Source organism: Janthinobacterium sp. SUN206 (assembly GCF_030587305.1).
Taxonomy (GTDB): Bacteria; Pseudomonadota; Gammaproteobacteria; order Burkholderiales; family Burkholderiaceae_D; genus Janthinobacterium; species Janthinobacterium kumbetense.
Genome location: NZ_JAPWIB010000001.1, coordinates 563977 through 588099 on the forward strand (window position 1 = coordinate 563977; position 24123 = coordinate 588099).

Sequence of the window (24123 nt, forward strand, 5' to 3'; positions counted from 1 at the left end):
CCTGCCTTCCATGGCAGGAACGCCAAAGAAAAAAGAGGTTGAAATGCAATTGCTTATAAATAAATATGGTCAGCACATCATTGATGCGGCGGCCAGGCTCTCGCAGCGTGAAAATGTTGCAGTATTGATCAATTTCATCAGGCGCCAGGCGCCATTGATGGAGCAATTCGATGTCCGCTATGGTGAAAACAGGTCCCGGTATTTTTTGGACATCGTCGACCTGTCATTGAATGGGGAGGCCTGCTTTCAAGACGAACAGGTATTGGCGGATATGCTGGCGACCCTTGATTCGGAAATTCCTGACAGCGATGATTTTGGCGCCATCGAGGGCCATCTTGCACAAAATGCGCTTATTTCAGCCAGTTATGCGATTCAGTACATGCAATATGGCAAGCTTGCCGATTTTTGCGCTTCGATTGAAAGAGTGCTTGAGAATGTGGATGTACTCCACTACTCAGAAAATCCCGATTACGATGAGCGCAAAGCGATGATGCGGGAAATCGGATTGCTTGGCCTTCTCGTCCGTGGGCTTAGTGTTCCCCTGACGAACACGGTGCTTGAAAATCTGGACGAGATCGCCAGAAATGCGCCGATAGGGGTAGATAGCGCTGAAGAGTGAAGGGTGGCACATGGGGGCGCACCGTCCTGCACGGAAAGAATTTGTACAGGCCCCTTGCCACTTTAGAGTTTATCTGCGCCTTGCCGCTGTGATATAAGGGCTTGAGAAATTGATTTTTATCAGGATGGCAATAAGACCTTTACTGAGATACTGCAATCGTACGGTAGCGGCCAGTAGCGGACGCCTGGACGCTTGCCAATTCGTCTGGCCACACAAGTTCCATAATGCGGATTCAGGCCGGCGGTGTCGTTGCAAGCGAGAATGGGCTGCGGCACTGAAGCCCCCCGGTCTTTTAATCTCTGGGCCCGCCGGCTCAGCTACAAGTCAGGTTGCGACATGGAGTATTCGTTTTCACGCTTGATAATTGCGGCTGGCTTGGCTTGTTTAGCCATGGGCATGGCCGCCATTCAACAGATGCGCCTTGGTCACCCCCTTCGTAAAGTAAAAAACTTCCTGCTGACATTAGCTGTATTAATCTGGCTGGTGAGCGGGCTATTTGTCGGAACATTCTATAGTCACGGATTCGATGTGGCGTGGTACATTTTTGGCGCCGCCGTCAGTCTGGCCGGATGTGTCGTTGCAGGCATTGTGGTGCTTGCCTGGGTGGTTTTCACAAGGCGCAAGCAGGACAGTTAAGTGCTCTCAAGTGGGAGCGGACAGGATCTAAAAGGCCAAGTTTAATGTGGAATTTTTTTAAGCGTAAAAATACGCCAGAATTGCCTATCACGCCTCAGATTGTGGCGCAGGTTGAAGTTGAGATAAGTCAAAACAGGTCTGCAGAAAAAAATAAAATATCCTTCTTGTGTGCTGAAAAAATTCTTGCGTGTTTTGAACATTCCCAAGGACTTCTGACACCTGACAGCGAGAGTGAACTCGACTCGCCGCGGGTACGCCAACAACTCTACAAAATTCTGCTGGAGCGGCCACTCGCGCCATACTCCACGCTAATTCGACAAGTCTTCGAGAAGGAAGTGCAGTATAGAATTGCGCTTTGGAATGGGACAATTAAGGATGATGGTGATTCTTACGAAGAAATTTATCGTTGTGCCTTCTTGCTTTATCGTCTAGGCAGCACAAGCGATATCCATAGCCTTTGGGTAGCAAAGCATATAAATATGGATGTCGGAACATCAATGGGCGTGGAATTTTTTATTGGGGCGGGATTTCAAGCGACAGTTTCATATTTGGCAGAATCGAACTTGCAGGATGCGGATGAAATATCCTCTTACGTAGCTGGCTGGTTCGATCAGGACGATTCAGAAAAATGGCAAAAGCACTGGGAGCTAAGTATGGTGCAGAATATTTCAAGTACCGGCGATGCGTGAAGGCCCACAACGGCGCAGAACCTGCCAACGGCGGCAAGCAGCCGGAATTCGCCGCGCCAGCAAATGCGGGCCGCAACTCATCCGGGAAAATGACCGTCCATGACTGATATTTGACGGCCTGTCGCAATCCCGCATGGCGGCAGGGGGCGCTGACGTATCGTCAACGTTTCCTTCCTGGCATCCGTCCATCACCGTTGAAAGAATCGTTTATGCGAGCTCATCCCCTGGCACTGGTCCTTCCCCTGTTGTTTGCAAGTGGCGCCCGGGCGGACGCATTGGACGACATCGTCAAGGCCGAAATGACGATGCGGCAAATCCCAGGACTGTCGCTGGCCATCATCGAGAACGGAAAGATTGTCAGGGCGCAAGGGTACGGTGTCACGGAGAAGGACGGCAAGACGCCGGTCGGCCCGCACACACTGTTCCAGGCCGGTTCCGTCAGCAAGCCGGTGGCCGCGCTGGGGGCGCTGCACCTGGTAGAGCAGGGCAAGCTTGGCCTTGACGAAGACGTCAATCCCCGGCTGCTCACGTGGAAGCTGCCGGACAGCGCCCTGACGGCCGAACAGAAGGTGACCTTGCGCAGGCTGCTCAGCCACAACGCCGGCCTGACCGTGCACGGCTTCCCCGGCTACGCCAGCAATGCGCCGCTGCCCACCGTGGTCCAGGTGCTGAACGGCGAGCAACCGGCGAATACGGCGCCCATCCGCGTTGACATGGTTCCAGGCAGCAAGGTGCGTTACTCCGGTGGCGGCTATACCGTCATGCAACAAATGGTGGCCGACGTCAGTGGCCAGGCGTATCCCGACTACATGCGCGACGCGGTCCTCACGCCCTTGGGCATGCAGGAGAGCTCCTATGTGCAACCGCCGCCAGCCGAGCGCGCGCGCCTGAATGCCAGCGGCCACCTTGCCGACCGCAGCCTGGTGGCGGGACGCTGGCATGTGTATCCGGAAATGGCGGCGGCCGGTTTATGGACCAACGCGTCGGACCTGGCGCGCTTCGCCATCGGCGTGCAGCAATCCCTGGCGGGCACGTCGAATCCGGTCATCTCGGCAGCCTTGACGCAACAGATGCTGACCCCGCAAATAGAGAACGCGGGCCTGGGCGTCTTCCTGCACGGCAGCGGCAGCGCGCAACGCTTCTCGCACGGCGGGCGTGACGAAGGCTTCGATACCTTGTTGACGGCATTTTCCCGCACGGGCCAGGGCGCCGTGATCATGATTAACGCGAATGACAATTCCCGCATGATGGACCGCCTGACCGACGCCATCGGCCGCGCCTACCGCTGGCCGGATGCCGATTACGCCGTGTTGCGCAAGCACCCAGTCATCAGGGTCGATGCCAGGGCACTCAGCCGCTACACGGGCCGCTACGAGTTGGCGAACAACACGATAGGCACCTTCGATGTGCAGGGTGGCCAGCTGCGCAGCATTTACGATGGCTTGCCGGACGAAACTTTCGTGCCTGTCGGCGCGCACCGTTTCCATTCGACGTCGCGCAATTGCGAACTGGCGTTCGCCGTCGATGCACAGGGCGAGGTGACAGGCGTCATCGTGACGACCAAGGACAAAGCCAGCACGGCGCCGCGCATCGGCCCGCTGATGCACACCTTGAAAGCGCGCACCGACCCCAAGCCTGCGCGTACCCGGAGTGTGCAGGCCTTGCTGGCCGATATCGCGCGTGGCGGCAGCGCCCTGGCCAACTCGGATTTTGCCACGCCGGGCATCAAGAGCAACTTTGGCACGCAGGCGATTGGCGAACTCGCCAATGTGAAGTCTCTGACTTTTTTGCACGAGCAAGCTGTTGCTGGCCGCGCGATCGAACGGCATGGCAGCAAGGTGGACAGCGTCCTTGCCTACCATGCCAGCGGCATCCAGCCGGAGCGCACGCTGCTGGTTTACCTGACGGCGGACGGCTTGTTTGCCGACTTCGATCTGGTGGACGACTGAACGCTGCGGTCGAGCACGGTGTTTCCCTGGAAATAAACAACTAACCGACAATTTCCCATGAAAAATCCCGATACGGACAACAAGACGCTGCTGCCATTAAAAGCAGTGGCGTTTTCTTTCTTGCTGATGGCATCCGCCTTCGTGCATGCCCAGGCTGGCGATCATGCCCATGCGGAAAAGGCCGATGATTACTCCGCCAGGATTGACAAGCTGATACAGGCGACCAGTCCACGACGTTTTAATGGCGTCATTCTCATCACGAAAAATGGGCAAACAAAATACTCGAAAGCCCATGGCTATGCGGATTTTGAGAACAAGATACCGTTAAGGCCGGACGATAATTTCAGGATCATGTCGAACAGCAAGCAAATGACGGCTGTATTGATTTTAAGGGAAGTTGAAAAAGGCAAGATAGACTTGCACAGTCCCGTGAGACGATACTTGCCCGATTTGCCGCAAGCCTGGGCCGATCAAGTGACGGTGCATCAATTGCTCAACTTTTCGGCGGGAATCACTGAAATCGGCCAGCCGCTGAGCTTCAAGCCGGGAACGGATTTTCTGTATGGAGTGACAACGTATACCATGCTGGGTCAAATTTTTGAAAGAGTCAGCGGGAAAACGTATATCGAGGCAGCAAATGACTTGTTCAAGGAACTGGGAATGAAAAACAGTTTTTGCTATGAGGAAGATAAGAATAATAAGGTCATCAATGGCTATGTGAACACGGAAAATGTATTCGCGCTGAAGGCGCATCCCGTGCAGGGAAAAGACTGGATCGGCTTCATCCCGGCCGGCGGTATTGTTTCAAATGCAAAAGATTTGACGATCTGGGATGAAAATCTGCATCGGGGCAGAATGTTAAAGCCGGAAACCTATCAACTGATGACGAGTTACGACATATCCAGCCAGCATGTCGCTTTCGGCGATGGGAAGAACGGTTATGGCTACGGCGTTTATGTGAGCGATACATCGCCCGTCAAATATATAGGCCACTCGGGAAAAGGCCTGGGCTTTGCATCGATTAAAGTGTATTTTCCTGAAAAAGACGTCGATGTGGTTGTGTTGGAAAATCAATATAGCGAGGATAGCGGCCTTCATTACTATTTTGAAATAAAAATAAGGGAAATAGTAATGAATAGCAATCTTTTAAGATAGAAGGCCCGATTTGCTTCAGGAATATATGGAAGAACACCGCATCTGCGCGATTTGCAGTTTATGTGGTTCGTCCAGCGCCACTGTTTGCGCCAGCTGTGGCCTCGCTTTCGCCAGCATGGCCCGCTTGTCGCGCCGGATGAAGTCATCGACAATATGGCATGCCAATCAAGATATCGCCTAAAAAAATCCTGCTGTGCCTGCTCATCCTCAGCCCGGCCTGGTATGTCGCCGCATGCTGCGTGTTTTCCAACAGCCGCAAGGCGGCGTTCTATCAAATCCAGACGGGCGATACGCGGCAAGCGGTGCTTGACCGCTTCGGCGCGCCGACGCATGTGGAGCGTGCGGGAGTCTCTTTCAAACAGTATTCCACCACGCCATGCGCCGCGCCTTGCGTCGAGCGGCTGTGGTTCGAGAACCGCCTGAACACGGAACTGGAGGTGTGGTCCTTAGAACTGGACCGGCATGGTCGCGTGGTGGGGAAGAATTATCTGATGTCGTCGTAGGCCGCCTGGCTAGGCGACTTTGCTGAGCACATAGCGGTACTTGCCCGACGCCTCCGCCGCGATTTCGTCGACTTCCTCGATAACGACGTCCACTTGCGCGCCCAGTCTGGCCTGGAAACCGGTGACGATGACGGCGCGGGTGGCGTCGTCCAGGCGCGGCTGGCAGACCAGCAGCACGCGCGTGCGCAGCAGGGTTTCCTGGATGATCTTGAAGCTGCGCACCTGCGGCAGTTCGCGCACGATGTAGACGAGGGCCAGGCCGTGCATGACGGTGCCGTCCATGGCGGTGAGGAAATCCGTGCTGCGCCCTTCGATTTTCTGCAGCAGGGGCAGGCCGCGGCCGCAGGCGCACGGCTGCGTGCCCAGCGCGCCCATGTCGCCCGTGGCGTAGCGGATGAACGGGTAGTCTTGCGTGGCCAGGTGGGTGACGACGATTTCGCCCGTCACTCCCGGCGGCAGCGGCTGGCCCTGGCCATCAAGGATTTCCACGATCACGTCTTCGGCCGTGATGTGCATGCCGCCGTCCGGGCATTCGTGGGCGATGAAGCCCGCGTCGCGCCCGCCGTAGCCGTTGGCCACGGGGCAGCCGAAGGCGGCGGCGATCTGCGCGCGCTGCTCGTCGTACAGGCGTTCGGCCGTGACGAAAGCCACTTTCACGCCCAGGCCGTCGAGCGGCAGGTCGCGCGCGCCGGCGTGGCTGGCGATGCGGCACAGGGCCGACGGGTAGCCGAACAGCATGCGCGGACGCCAGCGGCGCAACTGCCGCACGTAGCCATCGAGGCGGTCGGACGACATGGCAAACGCGGGCAGCAGGGTGGTGCGCAGCAGCGCATCGCGCAGGCGGCGCACGCGGTCTTGCGCATGCAGCTCGATGGGCGAACCCCACAACACGGCTTCGCGGTCGCCGATGTCGACGCCCCACCAGCGCGTGGCGCGCCACTTGGCGGCGATGTCGTGGCTGACCCTGCGCCGTCCCAGGAAAAACTGCAGCGGCTCGCCGCTGGAGCCGCCCGTGGCGAACGGGCGCAAGCCCACGGCGCGGGCGGACTTGAAACTGTCGCGCGCAGCCGCGATGTCGCGCTTGCGCAGCAGCGGCAGGCGCGCCAGATCGGCCAGCTGCCGCACCTGTTCCGGGTCGAAGCCGCTGCGGGCGAACAGGGCGCGGTAATGCGGCACGTGCGCGCCCGCGTGGCGCAGCAGCGCGCGCAGGCGCGCCAGCTGCCACGCTTCCAGCTGCTGCGCGCTCCACCACTGCGAGCGTTCCAGGCGGCGCAGCAGGCGCGCGCTATGGTGCCCCTTCAACCATTCGTGCAGGGGAAACAGCCAGCGGGCGACGCAGCGCGTGTAGGCGCCGGGGCGCGGCGCGGCGCGGATGCGGCGGTAATGGGCGGCCAGCCGGGGCGCGACGCAGGGCCAGCCGAAGGTGGCGGCGTGCGCCAGGCCCGCGTCTGCCATGGCCCGCGCGCGGGGCGGGTCGCGCAGCAGCGCCACGATGGCTTGCGCCATGGCGGCCGGCTCGCCGGGCGGCACCAGCAGCGCCGTCACGCCATCGTGCAGCAGGGCGGGGATGCCGCCCACGTTGGTGCTGACGACCGGCACGCCGCAAGCCAGCGCTTCGAGCACGGAATTGGGCATGTTGTCGGCCAGGCTGGGATTGAGGACGATGTCGCTGGCCTGGTACAGGGCCGGCATGGCGGCGTTGTCGACGGGGCCGGCGAAGCGCACGGCATCGAGAACGCCGAGCGACCTGGCCAGGCGCGCCAGCGCCGCGCGCTGCGGCCCGCCGCCGGCCAGCACCAGGCGCGCCGTGGGATAGCTCCGTCGCGCGAGGGCGAAGGCACGCACGGCGCTGGCGTTGTCGTACAGGCTTTCCAGGTGGCGCGCCACGAGGATGCACGGGCCATCGGCCGATGCCGGCGCGGCACGTGCGGCGTGGGTAAAGCGCTGCAAGTCCACCACGTTCGGCACGATGTGGGCCGTATGGCCATGGCGCTCGAAGACGCCGGCCAGGTAGGCCGAGGGCACGATGATGGCGCTGGCGCGGCGCAGGCTGAAGGCCACCAGGCGCGGCGAGCGGGCGAAAAAAGCGGCCGCTTCGCCACCCCGGTAATTGAGCAGGGCCGGCTTGCCTTTCAGGCTGGCGATCCACAACGCGGGCGCGGCCTGCAAATGCCAGGACCAGCCGGAATTGGCCATGATGTGGAACAGGTCGACCGTATTGGCGGCGCGCCACAGGCGCCACAGGTGCACGGGCAGGCGCAGCGCGGCGCGCAGGTAGCGGATGCGCGCCAGCCAGGCTGGCAGCAGGGGGCCGTTGACGGCCAGCAGCTGCACTTGCGCGCCATCGTCGCGCAGCAGGCGCGCCAGTTGCGCCGTCTGATTCGCCATGCCGCCGGCCGGCGGCGGCAGCGGGCCGACCAGCGCGATGCGCAGGCCCGTGAAGATCATGGCATCGCTCCCGCCGCCACCCGTGCCGCGGCCGCGCGCGCATACACGGGCGCGTAGCGGCCCACGCTGGCGTCCCAGCTGCGCTCCGTCTCGACGAAGGCGCGCGCCTGGCGCCGCAGCGCCGGCCAGCCGGCGGGCGCCAGCAGCAGGGCCAGTATGGCGTGCGCCAGCGCGTCGGCGTCGCCGGCGCGAAACAGCACGCCCGTCTTGCCATGCTGGAGCAGTTCGCGGTGGCCGCCCACGTCGGACGCCACCACGAGGCGGCCCTGGGCCATCGCCTCGAGCGGTTTCAAGGGCGTCACCAGCTCCGTCAGGCGCATCGGCAGGCGCGGATACACGCAGATGTCGATCAGCTGATAATACGTGGCCACCTGCGCATGCGGCACCCTGCCGGCGAAGACCACGGCGTGGGCGACGCCCAATTGGGCCGCCAGCGCGTGCAGCGCCGCTTCCTGCGGGCCGCCGCCGGCCAGCAGCAGCCGCAATGCCGGCTGCGCCGCCAGCAGGCGCGGCATGGCGCGCAGCAGCAGGGCCAGTCCCTCGTAGGCGTAAAACGAGCCGATGAAGCCGATCGTCAGGTGGCCATGCAGGCCCAGCTTGTGCGCCAGCCAATGGTCTTCGGCGGCGGTGGCGCTGAAGGCGGCCGCATCGACGGCGTTCGGGATGACGGTGATTTTATGCGCGGGCACGCCGCGCGCGCACAGTTCGCGCCGCAAGCCGTCGCAGATGGTGGTGACGGCGTCGGCGCGGCGCAGCGCGTAGGTTTCCAGCGCCCGCGTGAGGCGGTAGCGCAGGCCGCCGGGCCGGCTGCTGCCATGGTCGGCGGCCGCGTCTTCCCAGAAGGCGCGCACTTCATACACGACGGGGATGCCCAGCGCGCGGCCCGCGTTGAGGGCGGCGATGGCGTTCAGGGCGGGCGAATGCGCGTGCAGGATGTCGGGCTTGAGCCGCCGCGCCAGCCGGCGCAGGCGCACGGCCAGGCCGGTGATGACGGCCACCTGCCGCAGCACGGGCAGGCGCGCCCACCAGCGCGCATCGGGCGCCGTGCGGTAAAAATGCCAGCCGTCGACCAGCTGTTGCGCGCCATCCGTCGGCCCCTGCTTGGCACTGGTGAGCTGCATCGTGTGCCAGCCCAGCGCGCGCTGCTGCCGCAGGATGGCCAGGGTGCGGAAGGTGTAGCCGCTGTGCAGGGGCAGCGAGTGGTCGAGGATGTGCAGGATGCGCATGGATCTACTCCATTGCCATGGCCGGCGCGGGCGCCGGCGTCTTGGGTGCACCCGCCGGCAGCACCTGGCGCAAAAAGGACTCGAACATCAGCAGCGCCCACAGGGGCGCGCTGTAGTCGCGCCGCCCGCTCGCATGCTGTTCCAGCAGCAGGCGCACGTAATCCATGTCGAACAGGCCGCACTGCGCCAGGGTGGGACCGAGCAGCCGCTGTTGCAGGCGCTGGCGCAGCGGGCCGCGCAGCCAGTCGGCCAGCGGCACGGAAAAACCCATCTTCTGGCGGTACAGCAGGGCGTCGGGCAGCAGCGGGCGCAAGGCTTTTTTCAGCAGGTACTTGCCTACGCCGCGCCGCAGCTTCAATTGCGGCGGCAGGCCGGACATCCACGCCACCAGTTCATGGTCGAGCAGGGGCGAGCGCACTTCCAGCGCATGCGCCATGCTGGCCCGGTCGACTTTGGTGAGGATGTCGCCGGGCAGGTAGGTCTTCAAGTCCAGGTACTGCACCTGCGACAGCGGGTCTTGCGCGGGACTGGCCAGCGCGTGGCGGCGCAGCACTTCCACGGCGCGGTAGCCGTGCAGGCTGCGCCGCAACTCGGGACTGAACAGGCGCGCGCGCATGGCGTCGCCCAGCAGGCTGACGCCGTGAAAATACGCGTCCGTCGTGTCGCGCGCCAGGCCTTCGAACGTGGTCTTGGCGCGCAGGAAGCGGGGTGCCCAGTCGGCCTTCGGGTACAGCCGCCCCAGGGTGCCGAACAGCGACTGGCGCAAACCGGCCGGCAGCAGCGGGTCCATGGCCTTGCGCACCTTTTCCTCGCGCGTGTGCAGGCGGTAGCGCCGGTAGCCGGCCAGGCTTTCATCGCCGCCGTCGCCCGACAGGGCCACCGTGACCCGCTGGCGCGCCAGCTGGCAGACGCGGTAGGTGGGCATGGCGGAACTGTCGGCGAACGGTTCGTCGTACAGATTGGCCAGCAGGTCGATCAGTTCGAAGTCGTCCTGCTCGACCTGGCGCGCGTGGTGCGCCGTGGCGTAGCGGCGCGCCACCAGGTCGGCGTAGCGCGCTTCGTTGTACGCCGGGTCGCCGAACGAGATGGAACAGGTGTTGACGGGCGTGCTGCTGGCCCCCGCCATCAGCGCCACGACGGCGCTCGAATCGACGCCGCCGGACAGGAAGGCGCCCAGCGGCACTTCGGCCACCATGCGGATGCGCACGGCTTCGCGCAGGCGCGCCAGCAGCTCGTCGGCCGCCTGCGCTTCGCTGGCGGGCGGGTTCGGCGTGAACGGAACGTCCCAGTACGGCTGCGGCGCGGGCAGCGGCTGGCCGGCGCGAATCGACAGGGTATGCCCGGGCGGCAGCTTGCGCGCGTGCTGGAAGATGCTGCGCGGCTCGGGCACGTAGCCGTAGGCGAAATACTCTTCCACGGCCAGCGGGTCGAGCGCGCGCGGCATGGCAGGATGCGCGAGCAGGGCCTTGAGTTCGGAGCCGAACAGCAGGGTGCCGTCGTCCGCCTCGCCGTAGTACAGGGGTTTCACGCCCAGGCGGTCGCGCGCCAGGAACAGCAGGTGGCGCCGGCGGTCCCACAGGGCGAAGGCGAACATGCCGCGCAGGCGCTGCACGCATTGCTCTCCCCATTGTTCCCACGCGTGGACGATGACTTCCGTGTCGCTGCTGGTGCGGAACGGGTGGCCGAACTGGCGCAGTTCCGCCATCAGGCTGCGATAGTTATAGATTTCGCCATTGAAGACGATGGCGATGCTGCGGTCGGCGTTGAACAGCGGCTGCTGGCCGCTGGCCAGGTCGATCACGGACAGGCGCCGGTGCGCCAGGCCCAGTCCCGGCTCGCGGTGCAATCCCCCTTCGTCCGGCCCCCGGTGGCGCAGGCTGTGGTTCATGCGCGCCAGCAGCAGCACGTCGATGTCGCGCTGGCCCTGCAAATCAAAGATGCCGCTGATGCCGCACATGGGAGGCCTTTCAGGGAGTGGTAGAGAGGGGGGAGGGCTGGCGCGCGCCCGTCAGGCGGTCGTACACGGCCAGGTAGGCGCCGGCCATGGCGGGCAGGCTGTGCTCGGCCAGCACCTGGCGCCGCCCGCGCGCGCCGTGGCGCGGCCCCAGTTCGGGCATGCTGTAATAGTCGAGCATGGCGTCGGCCAGCATCTCGGGCGATCCGGGCGGAACCAGGGTGCCGCTCCAGCCCGACTGCACCAGTTCCGCATTGCCGCCCACCTGCGTGGCGACGATGGGCAGCCCCGTCGCCATCGCTTCGAGGATGGTGTTCGAGCTGCCTTCGGCCAGCGACGGCAGCACGAACAGGTCCATGGCGCGCAGCAGCTGCGCCACGTCGTCGCGCGCGCCGGGCAGCCAGGCCAGGTGCGCCACGCCGGACTGGCGCAGCAAGTCCAGGCACGCCTGGCGGCACGGCCCGTCGCCGACGATCATCAGGCGCAGGCGCGCGCGGGCGCCCGGCTGCGCCAGCAACAGTAAAAAGGCGTGCACCAGCGAGGCGTGGTCCTTGACGGCCGCCATGCGGCCCACGCTGCCGATGACGAAGGCGCCGTTGCACAGGAAGCCGGGCGGGCCCACGGCGGCCGGCGGGCCCAGGCGCGGATGGAATTGCACGCTGTCGACGCCATTGCCGATGTGCGACACCTGCGCGGGCGCCGCGCCGATGGCGTCCACCAGCCATTGCCCCAGGTCGGCGCTGACGGCGATGAAGTGCTGCACCAGCGGCAGCATGCATTTGCGCAGCAGCCGGTATTTGCGGCGGGTGCCGTGCAAGTCGCTCATGTCGCGCCCGTGTTCGCCATGCACGCGCAGGCGCACGCCGGCCAGGCAGGCCAGCAGTTGCGCTTCGAGGCAGCCCAGGTTGCGCGTGTGCACCAGCGTCGGGCGCAGCTGTTTCAGCACGCGGTACAGGTGCACGTAGTGGCGCCAGTCCTTGCCCTCGCGCTTGTCCAGGCTGATGATGTCGACACCGGGCGTGGTCAGGCGCTGGCGAAACGCGGTGGCGTTCTTCAGGCAGACGATGGCGTGCCGGTAGCGTTCCGGCGGCAAATGGTTGATCAGGTTCACCAGGCCGTTTTCCAGCCCGCCCACGTCGAGCTGGTGGATCACGTGCACGATCAGCGGGGCCGTGCTGGCCGCCGGCGCGCGGCCCGTCTCGGTGTCAAGGGCCATGCGGCAACTCCTGCAAGCGTTGTTCGATGACGGGCAGCGCCGCCCGCAGGAAGGCTTGCAGGTGCGCGCGCGGCGGCGGCGCCAGCTCGTCGTAGGCGGCAAAGACGATAAGGTCGGCGCCATCCTGGCGCCTGCCCAGCAGCTTGGCTTGCGCCAGCAGCAGTTTCACCAGCACGGGCCGGGCCGTAACGACGCCACCCTGGCGGTAGACGCGCCACACCAGCAGGCGCTCGCCGCCGTGGGCCAGCACGCTTTCGCGCACGTCCAGGGCGCCGCCGGGCAAACCGACCTGCCGCACGCGCTGCGCCAGAGCAGTCCAGCGCGCGCCGTAGGGCGAAGATAGATGCGTCAGCAATTCGGCATCGCGCACCTGGCGCGCATACCAGCGCAGTTGCAGTCCCACCGGCGCGCCGTCGCCGTCCTGGCGCGCATACGTGGCGGCAAACAGCGCGGGCTTGCCCGCATACGGCGCTTGCCAGTCGATACTCCCCGGTGCCGCATCGTGCAGGCGGCGCCAGGCGGGCGGATCGGGCAAGGCCAGCACGATGGCGGGCAGCGCGGCGCCGTCGTCTCGGTGGCTGGCCAGCGCCAGGGCGGGCCACAGGGCCGCCAGCAGCAGGCAGGCGGCGCTGGCGCGCACGACGGCGCGCAGGCTGGCCGCGCCGGTGCCGGGGCGCGCGGGCAAGGCGGCTGGCAAGGTCGGTGACAAAGTGGGCGGCAAAGTCGGCGCCGGCGGCAGTTCGCGCCAGCGCGCGGCCAGCCAGAACAGCAGCAGCGCCACCAGGCCGAAGAACAGCCAGCCGTAGATCAGGTGGTCGACGCCCACGGCCAGGCGCATGTTGCTCAGGTGGCCCAGCATCACGATCATATAGGCGCGCACGCCATTGGCGAGGATGGGCACGAGCAGCGCGGCGGCCATGACGGCCAGGCGCCGCCGCGTGCTGCGGAAGTTGACATGCGCGAACAGGGCGCCCAGGGCCAGCGCGGCGATCAGGTAGCGCAAGCCGCTGCACGCTTCCACCACTGACCAGTTCCCGGTGGGCAGAGAAAAATTGCTGCCATCGCGAAACACGGGTACGCCCGTCCATTGCAGCGCGGTGACGGTGAAGGCGGCCGTGAAGTCGATCAGCGGTTCGAGGAAGACTTCGCCAAACGGCACGGCGAGAAACAGATACGCGAGGGGAAAGGCCAGCAGGCGCACGGCTGGCCAGCCGAGGATGGCCAGCACGCAGGCGGGCAGCATGGCCGTGGCCGTATATTGTTCCACCACGGGCACGTTGGCGGCGTCGGCCAGCAGCCAGGCCAGGCCCAGCGCGCCCAGCAGCAGCAAGCCCGGCCGCGACGGCTGGGGCGCCAGCAAGGCCAGGCGCGCGCGCCGGCGCCAGGCCAGCCAGCAACTGATGGGCACGATCAAGAAGCCGTGCGCGAAGGTCTGCGAGCGCGACCACAATTCCAGCATCGACCAGAAGGTGGCGTGGTACAGCAGCACGACGGCGGCCAGGGCCAGCAGCAGGAGCGGCAGGGCATGCCGCTGGCCATGCCCGTCCGGCCGGACGGCCGCATCCGGCAAGCAGGCCACCGGGTCGAGTTGCACGCTCATGTGGACGGTTCCCGCACAGGCAGCACGGGCGCGGCGGCGCCGCCGGCAGGCGTATTCGACCCGGCCTCGGCCTCGGCCGATATGCCCAGCATGGCGCCCAGGCCGCGCAGATTGCGCTCCCAGTCGTAATCCTGCAAGACCAGCTGGCGCGCCGCCGCGCCCATGGCCGCGCCGCCCGCTTCGGCCGCGCCATCCTGGGCATGGCGCAGCACGCGCGCGGCATGGTGGATGAATTCGGCCTCGTCGCGCGCCAGCAGCAGTTCCAGGCCCGGCTGGGCGGCGATGCCTTCCAGCGCCTGCGGCGTGGCCAGCACGATCTTGCCCATCGCCATCGCTTCCAGCACCTTGTTTTGCACGCCGCGGGCGATGCGCAGGGGCGCCACGGCCAGGGCCGCGCCCGCCAGGTAGGGGCGGATGTCGGGCACCTTGCCCGTCACCACCACGCCAGGAATCCTGGCCAGCGCCGTCACGGCGGGCACGGGCGCGCTGCCGACGATATAGAACTGCAACCGGGGAAACTCGCGCCGCAGGGCGGGCCAGACGTGGCGCACGAACCATTGCACGGCGTCGATATTCGGCCAGTAATCCATGGCGCCCGTAAATACCAGCGCCTGCACGCCGGCCGGATACACGCTGGCCCGGCCCGGCTGGGGTGTGAAATACGCCGTGTCGACGCCGTTGTTGAAGTATCCCGTCTTGCGCCGCGCCATCGGCGCGCACTGGCGGAACAGGGCCGCCTCGGCCGGCGAGACGAAGCTGGCGGCCGTGAATTGCTGGGCGATGTGGCGTTCGTACTGCAGCAGCAGCTGCGCTTCGCGCCGGTACAGCAGCGACATGGGCCAGGGTTTGCTGTCGCCGTACTGGCGCCACTTGTCGGAATCGACGTCGACGAAATCGATGACGCGGTGCAGGGCGCGGCCCGCGCTGCCGTCGATGTATTGCGCCATGGGCCCGGAAAAGGCCAGCGCATGGCGCACCTTGCCGCCGGACAGCAAGCCGTCGACCCATTGCAGCAGCCGCGCATCGCGGTAATAGTGCACGCTCATGGCTTGCCGCGACAGCAGCGCCTGCATGGCGCGCCAGCGGGCCGTGCCGCGCTGCAAGCCGATGAAGCGCGTGCTGGCGCACAGGGCGGCCACGCTTTTGGCGTGCCGCCAGTCGTCGTCATCGTCGATGAAGCAGCCCAGGTGCACGCGGAAATGCCGGCTCAGGTATTGCAGCATGTGCCACGAACGTATCTTGTCGCCCTTGTTGGGTGGATACGGCAGGCGGTGGGCGAGGAAGAGCAGTTCGCGCATGGTATGTTCCCTTGCTTAGCCCAGTTGCCGCACGATGTGCGGCCCCAGCAGGTTGGCCAGCGGCAGCGGCAGGCGGCGCCAGGCGCGGATGAACAGCGCGTATTTCGGATTCAGGGGATTGACTTCCGGCAACGCCTTGGCGCGCACGAGCCGGCACGCATACGGCAGCGGCTGCGGCGCAAAACCCCAGTTCTTCTTGAAATCGTATGCCCCGGTGCCGAGCTTGCTGCGGCCGAAATCGAACAGGCGGCAGCCGCGCGCGCTGGCGCGGCGCATCGCTTCCCAGTACATGAAATCGTTGGCGCCCGTGCGGCGCGCCAGCACGCTGCCGCCGCCATAGTACGGCAGCACTTCGTCGCGGAAATAGAACAGCAGCACGCTCGCTTGCGCCTGCTGGCCGTGATACACGGTGAGGATCTCGCAATCGCCGCCAAACACCGTGCGCAGCAGGGCAAAGTGGCGGCGCGCGAAGACGGGCGTGCCCAGCCGGTGCACGCTGGATGCGTAGAGCGGGTAGAAACGCTCGAGGTCGTAGTCGATGGCGCTGTGCAGGCCGCCCGCCATGGCCTTGCGCACGACGGCGCGCTGCTTGCGGGGGATCGCCAGCAGATTCTGTTCCGCCTCGGGGAACAAGGCGCGGCGGAAGGTGGCGTACAGGGGCTTGTGCAGCCAGGCCGCGTCCGGCTGTTGTTCCACCTCGCGCCAGCGGTATTCCAGGTGGCCCACGCCGAGGCGCCGGGCCAGCGCCAGCGCCGCGCCGTCGAGGGCCTGGCGCACGGCCGCGCCGCCGCCGGCGATGCCGCCGTACACGCAAAAGGGCAGCGACACGAGGGACGAACCGAACAAGCGGCTGCGCACATGGGCCAGCGGCAGCACGCCGGCGATGCGCCCGTGCTGTTCCGCGTACAGGAAATGGCTGTCGTGCCGGAAACCCTGCTGCATGATGGTGTGCCAGCCGGCGCGGTGAAAGAAGGTCGCTTCCGGACACGTGTCGACAAAGGCGTCCCAGCGCGCATGTTCGTGCCCCTGCAGCGAGCGCACGGCGATAGCGGCGCTGCCATGTAGCGGGTCGGGAGGAAGGCTGGCCTCGTGCATCATGTGCTTTCCAGAAAAATACGGTCCATGCGGTCCCAGGAGAAATCGCCCGTCAGGCGCGCCAGCCGCGCTTCCATGCGACCCAGGTTCAGGTAGTGGCGAAAGCGCGTCCTGGCGTCGAGGCCCGCCGGGCGCGGCTGGCCGGGATCGAGTTCCCAAGGATGAAAATAGAATATGCCAGCTTGCCCGTCGCGCGAATTGATGCGTCGCAAAAGCCAGCGCGACAGTGCATACGGCATCAGCCTGAAATAACCGCCGCCGCCGGCCGGCACGTTGCGTCCGCGCAGGCGCACGGTGCTGACGGGCAATTCCAGCACACCCAGCGGTCCCCGCGGGCGCCAGGCGAAGCGGGGCGAGTCCGGCATGCCATAGTGGTCGTGGCGGATCGGGTAGATGCTGGAACTGTAGCGGTAGCCCGCTTCCTGCAGCACGTCGAAGGCCCACAGGTTGGCCGCGCCGATGGAAAAGCTGGGCGCCCGGTAGCCGTGCACGGCCAGCCCCGTTATCTGCTCGAGGATGGTCTTGCTGTGGCGCACGTCGTCGGCGAATTGCGCGGTCGACTGGTCGCAGGCGCGCTGGTGCGCATAGCCATGGCTGGCCACTTCGTGTCCGGCGTCCGCCACGCGGCGCAGCATGGCCGGATAGCGCTCGGCGATCCAGCCCAGGGTAAAAAAGGTGGCGTGGATGCGCCGCGCATCGAGCAGCAGCAGGATGCGCTCGATATTCGCCTCGACCCGGCATTCCAGGCGGGGCCAGTCGGCGCGCGCGATGTGCGGCGCGAAGGCGGACACCTGGAAATAGTCTTCCACGTCGATGGTCAGCGCATTGCGCAGCATCGCCGGCGGCGTCATGGCGTGCCCCGGCGCGCCGCCAGCCAGGGCGCGACGACGGCGGCGATGCGCTCGGCCGCGTGGCCGTCCCACAGGGGCGGAAGGCGACCGCGCTTGCCGCCCGTGTCCAGGATGCCCCGCGCCAGCGACAGCATGGCGGCCGGCTGCGTGCCGGCCAGGGTATTCGTGCCGTCGCTGACGGTGACGGGGCGCTCCGTCGTGTCGCGCAGGGTCAGGCAGGGCACGCCCAGGGCCGTGCTTTCTTCCTGCACGCCGCCCGAATCCGTCAGCACCAGGCGCGCCTCTTGCATCAGGCCCAGCATTTCCAGGTAGCCCAGCGGCGGCAGGCTGACGATGGCATGCCGCGCCAGCTGCCCTTCCAGGCCCGCCAGGCGCAGGCCGGCCAGGGTGCGCGGGTGGATGGGAAACAGCAGCGGCAGCCGGCGGGACAGCTGTCCCAGCGCCTGCAGCAGCGCTTCGAGTTGCGCCGGGTCATCCACGTTCGACGGCCGGTGCAGGGTCAACAGGCCATACGCGGGCGGGCAGGCGTGGCCGTGGGCGCGCAGGGTGATGGCGGGCGGCATGGCGCGCGGCAGCTGCTGCCGCAGGCTGTCGATCATGACGTTGCCCGTGAAGTGGATGCGTTCGGCGGCGATGCCTTCGCGCAGCAGGTTGGCGCGCGCGCCTTCCTCGCTGGTCAGCAGCAGGCTTGATAATTGATCCGTCAGCACGCGGTTGATTTCCTCGGGCATGCGCCGGTCGCCGCTGCGCAAGCCCGCCTCGACGTGGATCACGGGCGTGCCGCGCTTGGCCGCCACCAGCGCGCACGCCAGCGTGGAATTGACGTCGCCGACGACCAGCACAGCGTCGGGCGCCAGCGGCGGATGGACGTCGAGCACGGCGTCGAAGCGGCGCATGATCTCGGCCGTCTGCTGCGCGTGGTTGCCGGAGCCGACGTCGAGGGCGATGTCGGGCGGGCGCATGTCCAGGTCGATGAACAGCTGTTCGTTCATGGCCGTGTCGTAATGCTGGCCCGTATGCAGCAAGGTCACGCGCACGGCGGGAGCATGGCGCGCCAGGGCGGCCAGGATGGGCGCCATCTTCATCAGGTTGGGGCGCGCGGCCACCACGCACAGCAGGTGCGCCGGCGCGGCGGATGACAGCGAAGGGTCGGACATTGCGGGCTCCTTAGAATTGCATGGTGAGCGTGGCGCTGACGCCGTTTTCGCGGTAGTCTCCGCCGCGGTTGCTGGCGTGCCGCGTGTGCCGCACGTCGATGCTGGCCGTCATGTCCGGCTGCAGGATGCGCGTGTAGCCGGCCGTCAAGGTGATGTTGTTGTCGCGCCGGGGCGCGCTCAGCGAACGCACGCCGGCGTAGCCGGCATTGACATTGACGGTGGTGCGCGAATTGGCTTGCCAGCCCCAGCCCAGGTTGCCGCCGATCTGGCGCGTGCGGTCTTCGCTGCCGAACTCCACGCCGGGCAGCAAGCCGCTGTCGATGCCGCTGGCCGTTTGCGCCGTGCGGTCGACGGCCGTGACGCCGACGATCATCGTGCTTTTCGCCGTGGCGCGCGCCATCATCAGCTTCAGCTGCTTTTGCAGGAAATAGCGGTGGCTGAAGTAATTGATGGCGCCCCGTTCCGGGCCCAGGCTGTTGGCGTAGCGCAGGAAGGCGTCGATGCGCAAGCGCCGGTCGCGCGCATTGGGAAAGATGCCGCGCCACAATTGATCGAGCAGCCGGCCCGCATCGCGGTCGCCCAGGCGCGAAAACTGCGTCGGCATGGTGGTGATGTTTTCGCCGTAGCTCAGCTGCCAGTTGGTATGGCGCTGCAGGAAGGTGGCGTCCAGGCTGTAGGTGGTGCCGAAGAAGCGCTTGCCCGTGCTGAAGGCCACGCTGGTGCGCGGCGACGGCGTCCACACGCCGCCCAGCGACCAGAAGCGGCCCGCCGGCGCCTTGCCGCTGGTCGACAGATAGCCTTCCTTTTCCATGCCGCCGCTGGCCGTGGCCGCCCACTTGCTGTTGATGGGATAGCGCAAGCCCGCGCTGCTGCGCTGCATGCGCACGGGCGCCAGCTTGCTGTCCTGCGTGCGGCGCACGTCGTGGCTGGCGTTCCAGGTCCAGCCGTTGCCGCGCGGCTCGCCATTGAGCAGCAATTCCAGCTCATCGCTGTGCACGGAGAGCAGGTCGCCGCCGCTGTCGACCGTGTTGCGCGTGTAGCGCAGCTCGGCCGCGGCCAGGCCGCGGAAACGGTGGCGCAGGTAGGGGCTGATGCCCGTCGTGCGCACGGTGCTGGCATTGTCCGTGTCGGGCAGGCCGTCGATCAGTTGCGGGCCGAATGGCGAGATGTTGCGCCGGCTCACGCTGGCGTCCGCATCGACGAAGAACCAGTCCTGCACCAGCTCGGCGTCGGCCGAGGCGCGCAGTTCGTGGGTATCCGTATCGGCGCGCTGCCCCGACAGGTATTTGCGCCAGCTGTAATCGAGGTGCACGCGCAGGCGGGGACCCGTCCCGATGAGGGCGATGGCGGGCGCGATTTCCGTGATGAAGTCCGATTGCGCCTGGCCGGACGGCGCGCGCAAGGCATTGTCCGTATAGCTTTCGCGCAGGCGCAGCGACGGTTTCACCAGCCAGTCGACGGCGCCGGCCGGCAGGGGCAGCAGCAGCGACAGGAACGGCAGCAGCGGCAGCGGAACCCGGCCGCTAGTCGTAATAGCCATAGCCGTAGTAGTCGTTGCCGGGGAACGATTTGGTCTTGTTGTAGATCAAATGAATGTGTTCGCACGACTCGATCTGCCGCAGCGCTTCCTTGACGGCGTGCTGCGTCGTCGTTTCCGCCTCGACCACCATCACCACTTGCCCCATCTGCCCGACCAGCGCGTGCGCCTCGCTGGTGATCAAGAGGGGCGGCGAATCGAAGATGACGACGCGGTCGCTGTAGCGGCTGGCAATTTCCGCCAGCAGGCGGCTCATGGCCCGGCTGGCCAGCAATTCCGTCGCATGCTTGTTGCTGCGCCCGGCGGGCAGGATGCTCAGGTTGGCCACATTGGTTTTCAGGATCACGTCGCCCATGGCCAGTTGCGGGTCGAGCAGCACGTCCATCAAGCCCGGCTCCGGCGGCAGGCCCAGCACTTTCAGCACGGACGGGCGCGCCACGTCGGCATCGACCAGCAGCACCGTGATATCCATTTCCATGGCGATGCTCATGGCCAGGTTGACGGCGCAGTAGGTCTTGCCTTCGCCGGGCATGGCGCTGGTGACGACGATCAGGTTGCCGTGGCGGATGGCCTCGGCGCCGCTGGCGCGCGCCTGGCGCAGCAGCGGGCGCTTGATGATGCGGAAATCCTCGGCCACCGAGCTGCGTCCGCCTTCCTGCGTGAGCATGCCTTGCTCCGCCAGCCGGGCCAGGTTCAGGGGGCGGTACTGGGGCGACCGGGCCGCGTCCGCGCCATCCGCACCCGCCGCGCCCTCCACGCCATACGGCACGCCGGCCTCGGCCACGCCCAGGATGGTGGGTTCCTGCTTGCCGCTGTCCTTGCTGCTCATCGTCGCTCCCCGGGATCTAGAATTTCAGCAGCGCGGCCGTCATGACCCCGCCGTACAGCACGAACAGGCTGCCCAGGCAGGCGCCAAAGCCGTAGCGTGCGCGGCGGCGGCGCACTTGCTGCAGCGCCGTCCAGTTCATCGATACCGTGCCCAGCACGTTCAAGCCCGTGGCGTCGCGCAGTTCGGCGGGGCTGAGGAAGGTGGGACGCACCTGGCTGATGAGCAAGGCCGTGGCGACGCCGGCCACCAGGGCCGCGCCCAGCGCCGCGCTGAACAGCAGCGGGCGGTTCGGGCCGACGGGCGCATATTGCACCGTGGGCGGGTCGATGATCTTGAAGGCCATCATTTCCGTGGTGGAGCTGAGTTCGCCCGACAGCTTGGCCGCTTCGCGCCGGCCGATCAGCTTTTCATAGTTTTCCTTGTTGATGATGTAATCGCGGTTCAGCTGCGCCAGCTGCGATTCCACCTCGGGCACGGCATTGCTCTGCGCCAGCAGGCGTTCATTGCGCGCGTTGTATTCCTGCACGCGGGCGCGGATGGCGGCCACCTTGGCGTCCGCATCCGTCAGCGCCACCTTCAGCTGCTGCAGCATGGGACTGTAGTTCTTGCCGGGGTCGCCGGCCGCCGTCTTCAGCTTGCTTTCCTCGATCTTGCGTTCTTCCAGCTGGGCAATGAGGCGCTTCGAGGAAATGATGTCGGGGTGCAGTTCCGTAAATTGCATGCGCAGGCTGTCGAGGTTCTTGTTGAGCGTGGCGATGCGCTCGTCGAGTTCGGGATTCGCGATGGCCGAAGCGTTCGGTTCCAGGTCGAGCACGGGCTCGTCGCCCTCGATCTGGCTCTGGATGGCCTTGCGGGCCTGTTCCGCCTCGACCAGTTCCAGCTTGGCATTGTTCAGGCTATCGGACGACATCAGCAGCTGGCTGCCATAGTCGATGCCCTGGCGCGGCAGCAGCAGGTTGTTGCGGATCTTGAATTCCTTCACGAGGTTTTCCGCCGCGCTCAGCTTGTCCTCGTAATTCTTGATCTGCTCGTCGATGAATTGCACCGCCTTTTGCGAATCGCCTTTTTTTCCCTGGAAACTGCCTTCGACAAAGATGGTGAGCAGGCTTTGCACCACGTCGCGCACCAGCTTCGGGTCGCGCCCGCTGTAGCTGATCGTGTAGATGTCATACGCGTTGGTGCCCGTGATCTTGATGCGGCTCATCAGGTCGTCGAGCTGGGCCTCGTGTTCGCGCACGGTCTTCGAATCGAGGTCGAGGTCGACCATGCGCATGACGCGCTCCACGTTCGGACGGCTGAGCAGGGTGCGGCTCATGATGGCCACCTGCTGTTCCGTGTTCGGCACGCTGGTCATGCCGGCCATCAGCGGCTTGAGGATGGTTTGCGTATCGACAAACACGCGCGCCGACGTCTGGAAGTCGTCGGGCAGGGTGATCACCTTGATGAAGCCGACGACGGCCACCAGCCACGCCACCAGCACCGCATGCCAGCGGTACTTCCAGATGCCTTTCAGACTGGAAAGCAATTGCTGTATCAATTCTTCCATGTCGCTTCCTTCAGGTGACGGTGCTGCACGGTCGATGGGCTGGCGACGGCGTCCTGCAAGAAATGCTTGCCTGTTGAGTAAGCAAAGTATAGGGCGGCTGGGAGGCAAAATTTCCCAAGATGATTGCTTCTTGATACGCCTCAAGGTTGACTTGCCGGGTTTTAATAATCATAGGAAGTTCGCGGCCCAGGCTGGTTCTGCGGGGCCGGCCATGGACGCGCCATCGACTCGAAGAGGCTCCGCATGAATCCGTTTCGCCGTGCATTTGTCTGCAACACGCTGGGCCTGGCCTTGGCCGCCGGCTTGCTGGGCGCCTGCCGCACGTCCCATCCGCTGGCGCCCTCCGACGACAGCGCGCCCATGCACGACTACCTGATCGGACCGGGAGACTCCGTCAACATCATCGTCTGGCGCAATCCGGAAGTGTCGCTGACGGTGGCCGTGCGGCCGGACGGCAAGATCACCACGCCGCTGGTCGAGGATTTGCCCGCCAGCGGCAAGACCTCGACCCAGCTGGCGCGCGACATCGAGCAAGCGTTGGGCAAGTTCATCCAGCAGCCCGTCGTGACGGTCATCGTCACCAATTTCTCGGGCCCGTATGGCGAGCAGATCCGCGTCATCGGCGAGGCGGCCAAGCCGCAGGCGCTGCCGTACCGGCTGGGCATGTCGCTGATGGACGTGCTCATCGCCGTGGGCGGCATCACCGATTTTGCGGCCGGCAACAAGGCCAGCATCATCCGCATGCGCGAAGGCAACCAGCAGCAGCTGGGCGTGCGCCTCGACGACCTCCTGAAGCGTGGCGATATTTCCGCCAACGTGATGATGCGCCCGGGCGACGTGCTGCTGATACCGGAGAGCTTCTTTTAATAGCGGACTCGGCAATATCAAAACAGCACTTATATTTGTCATTTTGTACTTGCAGGCAAATTTCAGCATGCAATTTTGCTATTAAATAGCATATTTCTTCTGTTTTTTTTGCCTGGCGCGGGAACTTCTCCAGTTTTTCTCTTGTCACAAGGCATTGGCTTCAGTCCGTCTCGACGGCTGCCGATGAACGTGAGGACAAGATGAGCTTTGAAGATGAACCCATTATTTCCTTCGACACGCCCGGTACTTTCAATGACCTGGTGGTGGGCGAGGGGCAGATCGACCCTGCCATGGAGCATGAGCTCGACCTGCAGCGCTTTCATATCCGCATGGCCAATTCGCGCGGCCGGCGCGAGGCGGCCAGTTTGCTGATCCGCAAGATGTACGGCTGGCGCGGCTATGCCGTCGACCCCGGCATCGCGCATGCCCTGAATAAAATCACGCTGTTTGCGGAAACGGCCGGCACCACGGTCGGCACCATGACCCTGTGCCTCGACAATGACGAGACCGGCTTGCCGGCCGATGAAAACTTCCGCGACAAGCTCGACATCCTGCGCGAGGAAGGCCGGCGCCTGTGCGAACCGTCGCGCCTGGCCATCGACAAGGGGGTGAGCAAGCGCGTGTTCGCGGCGCTGATTCATATCTCTTATATCTATGCCCACAATATTCACGGCTTTACGGATTACGTGATCGAAGTCAACCCGCGCCACGTGGTGTTTTACAAGCGCATGCTGGGTTTCCAGGACTTTGGCGGCGAGCGCGAGTGCACGCGCGTGGGGGCGCCGGCCGTGCTGCTACGGCTGGACCTCGATTACATGGGGGCCCAGATCCGTAAATACGGTGGCCTGATGGAACAGCATGGGGGTGAACGGTCGTTTTACCCCTTTTTTTTTCCGACATGGGATGAGCCTGGCATTACGGACCGGCTGAGGCAGGGGCGCAACTGAT

20 protein-coding genes are annotated in these 24123 nt (G+C 65.2%); 8 read left to right on the plus strand and 12 right to left on the minus strand.

What is annotated here, in order from left to right; translation table 11 throughout:
- Window positions 1–43: 43 nt before the first annotated feature.
- The 6 genes from O3300_RS02340 (at window position 44) to O3300_RS02365 (ending at window position 5551) form a co-directional block, all read left to right on the plus strand.
- Entirely contained in the window at window positions 44–619 is a 576-nt protein-coding gene (locus tag O3300_RS02340; protein WP_305051880.1) for a hypothetical protein, read from the plus strand.
- A gap of 336 nt (window positions 620–955) precedes the next feature.
- Window positions 956–1255: a hypothetical protein gene (locus O3300_RS02345; RefSeq protein WP_305051881.1), complete on the plus strand. Its 300-nt coding sequence runs from the start codon at window positions 956–958 to the stop codon at window positions 1253–1255.
- A 44-nt stretch (window positions 1256–1299) separates the two neighbouring features.
- A complete protein-coding gene (locus O3300_RS02350; RefSeq protein ID WP_305051882.1) occupies window positions 1300–1944 on the plus strand; it encodes a hypothetical protein in 645 nt (214 codons plus the stop codon).
- Between the two features lie 209 nt (window positions 1945–2153).
- Window positions 2154–3893, plus strand: coding sequence for a serine hydrolase (locus O3300_RS02355; protein ID WP_305051883.1), 1740 nt, complete (start codon window positions 2154–2156; stop codon window positions 3891–3893).
- A 57-nt stretch (window positions 3894–3950) separates the two neighbouring features.
- The gene (locus O3300_RS02360; RefSeq protein ID WP_305051884.1) at window positions 3951–5048 is read left to right on the plus strand and encodes a serine hydrolase; all 1098 of its coding nucleotides are present in this window, start codon (window positions 3951–3953) and stop codon (window positions 5046–5048) included.
- Between the two features lie 158 nt (window positions 5049–5206).
- A complete protein-coding gene (locus O3300_RS02365; protein WP_099668072.1) occupies window positions 5207–5551 on the plus strand; it encodes a hypothetical protein in 345 nt (114 codons plus the stop codon).
- A gap of 9 nt (window positions 5552–5560) precedes the next feature.
- Here O3300_RS02365 and O3300_RS02370 read toward each other — a convergent pair whose 3' ends face one another.
- The 12 genes from O3300_RS02370 to O3300_RS02425 are packed head-to-tail and all read right to left on the minus strand — an operon-like array spanning window position 5561 to window position 22308.
- A complete protein-coding gene (locus O3300_RS02370; protein ID WP_305051885.1) occupies window positions 5561–7999 on the minus strand; it encodes a glycosyltransferase in 2439 nt (812 codons plus the stop codon).
- On the minus strand, window positions 7996–9225 hold the full coding sequence (locus tag O3300_RS02375; protein WP_305051886.1) for a TIGR04063 family PEP-CTERM/XrtA system glycosyltransferase: 1230 nt from the start codon (window positions 9223–9225) through the stop codon (window positions 7996–7998). Before O3300_RS02375 ends, O3300_RS02370 begins: the two co-directional genes overlap by 4 nt.
- A gap of 4 nt (window positions 9226–9229) precedes the next feature.
- Entirely contained in the window at window positions 9230–11182 is a 1953-nt protein-coding gene (locus tag O3300_RS02380) for an XrtA/PEP-CTERM system amidotransferase (protein WP_305051887.1), read from the minus strand.
- Window positions 11183–11192: 10 nt separating this feature from the next.
- The gene (locus O3300_RS02385) at window positions 11193–12395 is read right to left on the minus strand and encodes a TIGR03088 family PEP-CTERM/XrtA system glycosyltransferase (protein ID WP_305051888.1); all 1203 of its coding nucleotides are present in this window, start codon (window positions 12393–12395) and stop codon (window positions 11193–11195) included.
- Window positions 12385–13995, minus strand: a complete 1611-nt coding sequence (gene xrtA, locus O3300_RS02390; RefSeq protein WP_305051889.1) for an exosortase A — start codon at window positions 13993–13995, stop codon at window positions 12385–12387. Before xrtA ends, O3300_RS02385 begins: the two co-directional genes overlap by 11 nt.
- Window positions 13992–15293 carry a TIGR03087 family PEP-CTERM/XrtA system glycosyltransferase gene (locus O3300_RS02395; protein WP_305051890.1) on the minus strand — a complete coding sequence of 434 codons (1302 nt, stop codon included), beginning with the start codon at window positions 15291–15293 and terminating at the stop codon, window positions 13992–13994. Before O3300_RS02395 ends, xrtA begins: the two co-directional genes overlap by 4 nt.
- Before the next feature lie 15 nt (window positions 15294–15308).
- A complete protein-coding gene (locus O3300_RS02400; RefSeq protein ID WP_305053123.1) occupies window positions 15309–16388 on the minus strand; it encodes a FemAB family XrtA/PEP-CTERM system-associated protein in 1080 nt (359 codons plus the stop codon).
- Complete coding sequence (locus O3300_RS02405) at window positions 16388–17239, minus strand: XrtA system polysaccharide deacetylase (RefSeq protein ID WP_305051891.1); 852 nt, start codon at window positions 17237–17239, stop codon at window positions 16388–16390. Before O3300_RS02405 ends, O3300_RS02400 begins: the two co-directional genes overlap by 1 nt.
- Complete coding sequence (gene wecB, locus O3300_RS02410) at window positions 17236–18396, minus strand: non-hydrolyzing UDP-N-acetylglucosamine 2-epimerase (protein WP_305051892.1); 1161 nt, start codon at window positions 18394–18396, stop codon at window positions 17236–17238. Before wecB ends, O3300_RS02405 begins: the two co-directional genes overlap by 4 nt.
- Window positions 18397–18406: 10 nt before the next feature.
- Window positions 18407–19936: a TIGR03016 family PEP-CTERM system-associated outer membrane protein gene (locus O3300_RS02415; protein ID WP_305051893.1), complete on the minus strand. Its 1530-nt coding sequence runs from the start codon at window positions 19934–19936 to the stop codon at window positions 18407–18409.
- Window positions 19920–20762 carry an XrtA-associated tyrosine autokinase gene (locus O3300_RS02420; RefSeq protein WP_099668062.1) on the minus strand — a complete coding sequence of 281 codons (843 nt, stop codon included), beginning with the start codon at window positions 20760–20762 and terminating at the stop codon, window positions 19920–19922. Before O3300_RS02420 ends, O3300_RS02415 begins: the two co-directional genes overlap by 17 nt.
- A 16-nt stretch (window positions 20763–20778) precedes the next feature.
- Window positions 20779–22308 carry an XrtA system polysaccharide chain length determinant gene (locus tag O3300_RS02425; RefSeq protein WP_099668061.1) on the minus strand — a complete coding sequence of 510 codons (1530 nt, stop codon included), beginning with the start codon at window positions 22306–22308 and terminating at the stop codon, window positions 20779–20781.
- 243 nt (window positions 22309–22551) lie between these two features.
- Here O3300_RS02425 and O3300_RS02430 point away from each other — a divergent pair, with 243 nt between their 5' ends.
- On the plus strand, window positions 22552–23175 hold the full coding sequence (locus O3300_RS02430) for an XrtA/PEP-CTERM system exopolysaccharide export protein (RefSeq protein ID WP_289897990.1): 624 nt from the start codon (window positions 22552–22554) through the stop codon (window positions 23173–23175).
- Between the two features lie 200 nt (window positions 23176–23375).
- A complete protein-coding gene (locus tag O3300_RS02435) occupies window positions 23376–24122 on the plus strand; it encodes a long-chain N-acyl amino acid synthase (RefSeq protein WP_099668059.1) in 747 nt (248 codons plus the stop codon).
- Window position 24123 lies beyond the last annotated feature (1 nt).

Coding starts and splice junctions, on each gene's coding strand:
- O3300_RS02355 (WP_305051883.1), top strand. CDS start 2,154: ATGCGAGCTCATCCCCTGGCACTGGTCCTTCCCCTGTTGTTTGCAAGT.
- O3300_RS02360 (WP_305051884.1), top strand. CDS start 3,951: ATGAAAAATCCCGATACGGACAACAAGACGCTGCTGCCATTAAAAGCA.
- O3300_RS02370 (WP_305051885.1), bottom strand. CDS start 7,999: ATGATCTTCACGGGCCTGCGCATCGCGCTGGTCGGCCCGCTGCCGCCG.
- O3300_RS02350 (WP_305051882.1), top strand. CDS start 1,300: ATGTGGAATTTTTTTAAGCGTAAAAATACGCCAGAATTGCCTATCACG.
- O3300_RS02340 (WP_305051880.1), top strand. CDS start 44: ATGCAATTGCTTATAAATAAATATGGTCAGCACATCATTGATGCGGCG.
- xrtA (WP_305051889.1), bottom strand. CDS start 13,995: ATGAGCGTGCAACTCGACCCGGTGGCCTGCTTGCCGGATGCGGCCGTC.
- O3300_RS02420 (WP_099668062.1), bottom strand. CDS start 20,762: ATGAGCAGCAAGGACAGCGGCAAGCAGGAACCCACCATCCTGGGCGTG.
- O3300_RS02395 (WP_305051890.1), bottom strand. CDS start 15,293: ATGCGCGAACTGCTCTTCCTCGCCCACCGCCTGCCGTATCCACCCAAC.
- O3300_RS02415 (WP_305051893.1), bottom strand. CDS start 19,936: ATGGCTATTACGACTAGCGGCCGGGTTCCGCTGCCGCTGCTGCCGTTC.
- O3300_RS02345 (WP_305051881.1), top strand. CDS start 956: ATGGAGTATTCGTTTTCACGCTTGATAATTGCGGCTGGCTTGGCTTGT.
- O3300_RS02380 (WP_305051887.1), bottom strand. CDS start 11,182: ATGTGCGGCATCAGCGGCATCTTTGATTTGCAGGGCCAGCGCGACATC.
- O3300_RS02430 (WP_289897990.1), top strand. CDS start 22,552: ATGAATCCGTTTCGCCGTGCATTTGTCTGCAACACGCTGGGCCTGGCC.
- O3300_RS02400 (WP_305053123.1), bottom strand. CDS start 16,388: ATGCACGAGGCCAGCCTTCCTCCCGACCCGCTACATGGCAGCGCCGCT.
- O3300_RS02385 (WP_305051888.1), bottom strand. CDS start 12,395: ATGGCCCTTGACACCGAGACGGGCCGCGCGCCGGCGGCCAGCACGGCC.
- O3300_RS02425 (WP_099668061.1), bottom strand. CDS start 22,308: ATGGAAGAATTGATACAGCAATTGCTTTCCAGTCTGAAAGGCATCTGG.
- wecB (WP_305051892.1), bottom strand. CDS start 18,396: ATGTCCGACCCTTCGCTGTCATCCGCCGCGCCGGCGCACCTGCTGTGC.
- O3300_RS02435 (WP_099668059.1), top strand. CDS start 23,376: ATGAGCTTTGAAGATGAACCCATTATTTCCTTCGACACGCCCGGTACT.
- O3300_RS02405 (WP_305051891.1), bottom strand. CDS start 17,239: ATGACGCCGCCGGCGATGCTGCGCAATGCGCTGACCATCGACGTGGAA.
- O3300_RS02365 (WP_099668072.1), top strand. CDS start 5,207: ATGCCAATCAAGATATCGCCTAAAAAAATCCTGCTGTGCCTGCTCATC.
- O3300_RS02375 (WP_305051886.1), bottom strand. CDS start 9,225: ATGCGCATCCTGCACATCCTCGACCACTCGCTGCCCCTGCACAGCGGC.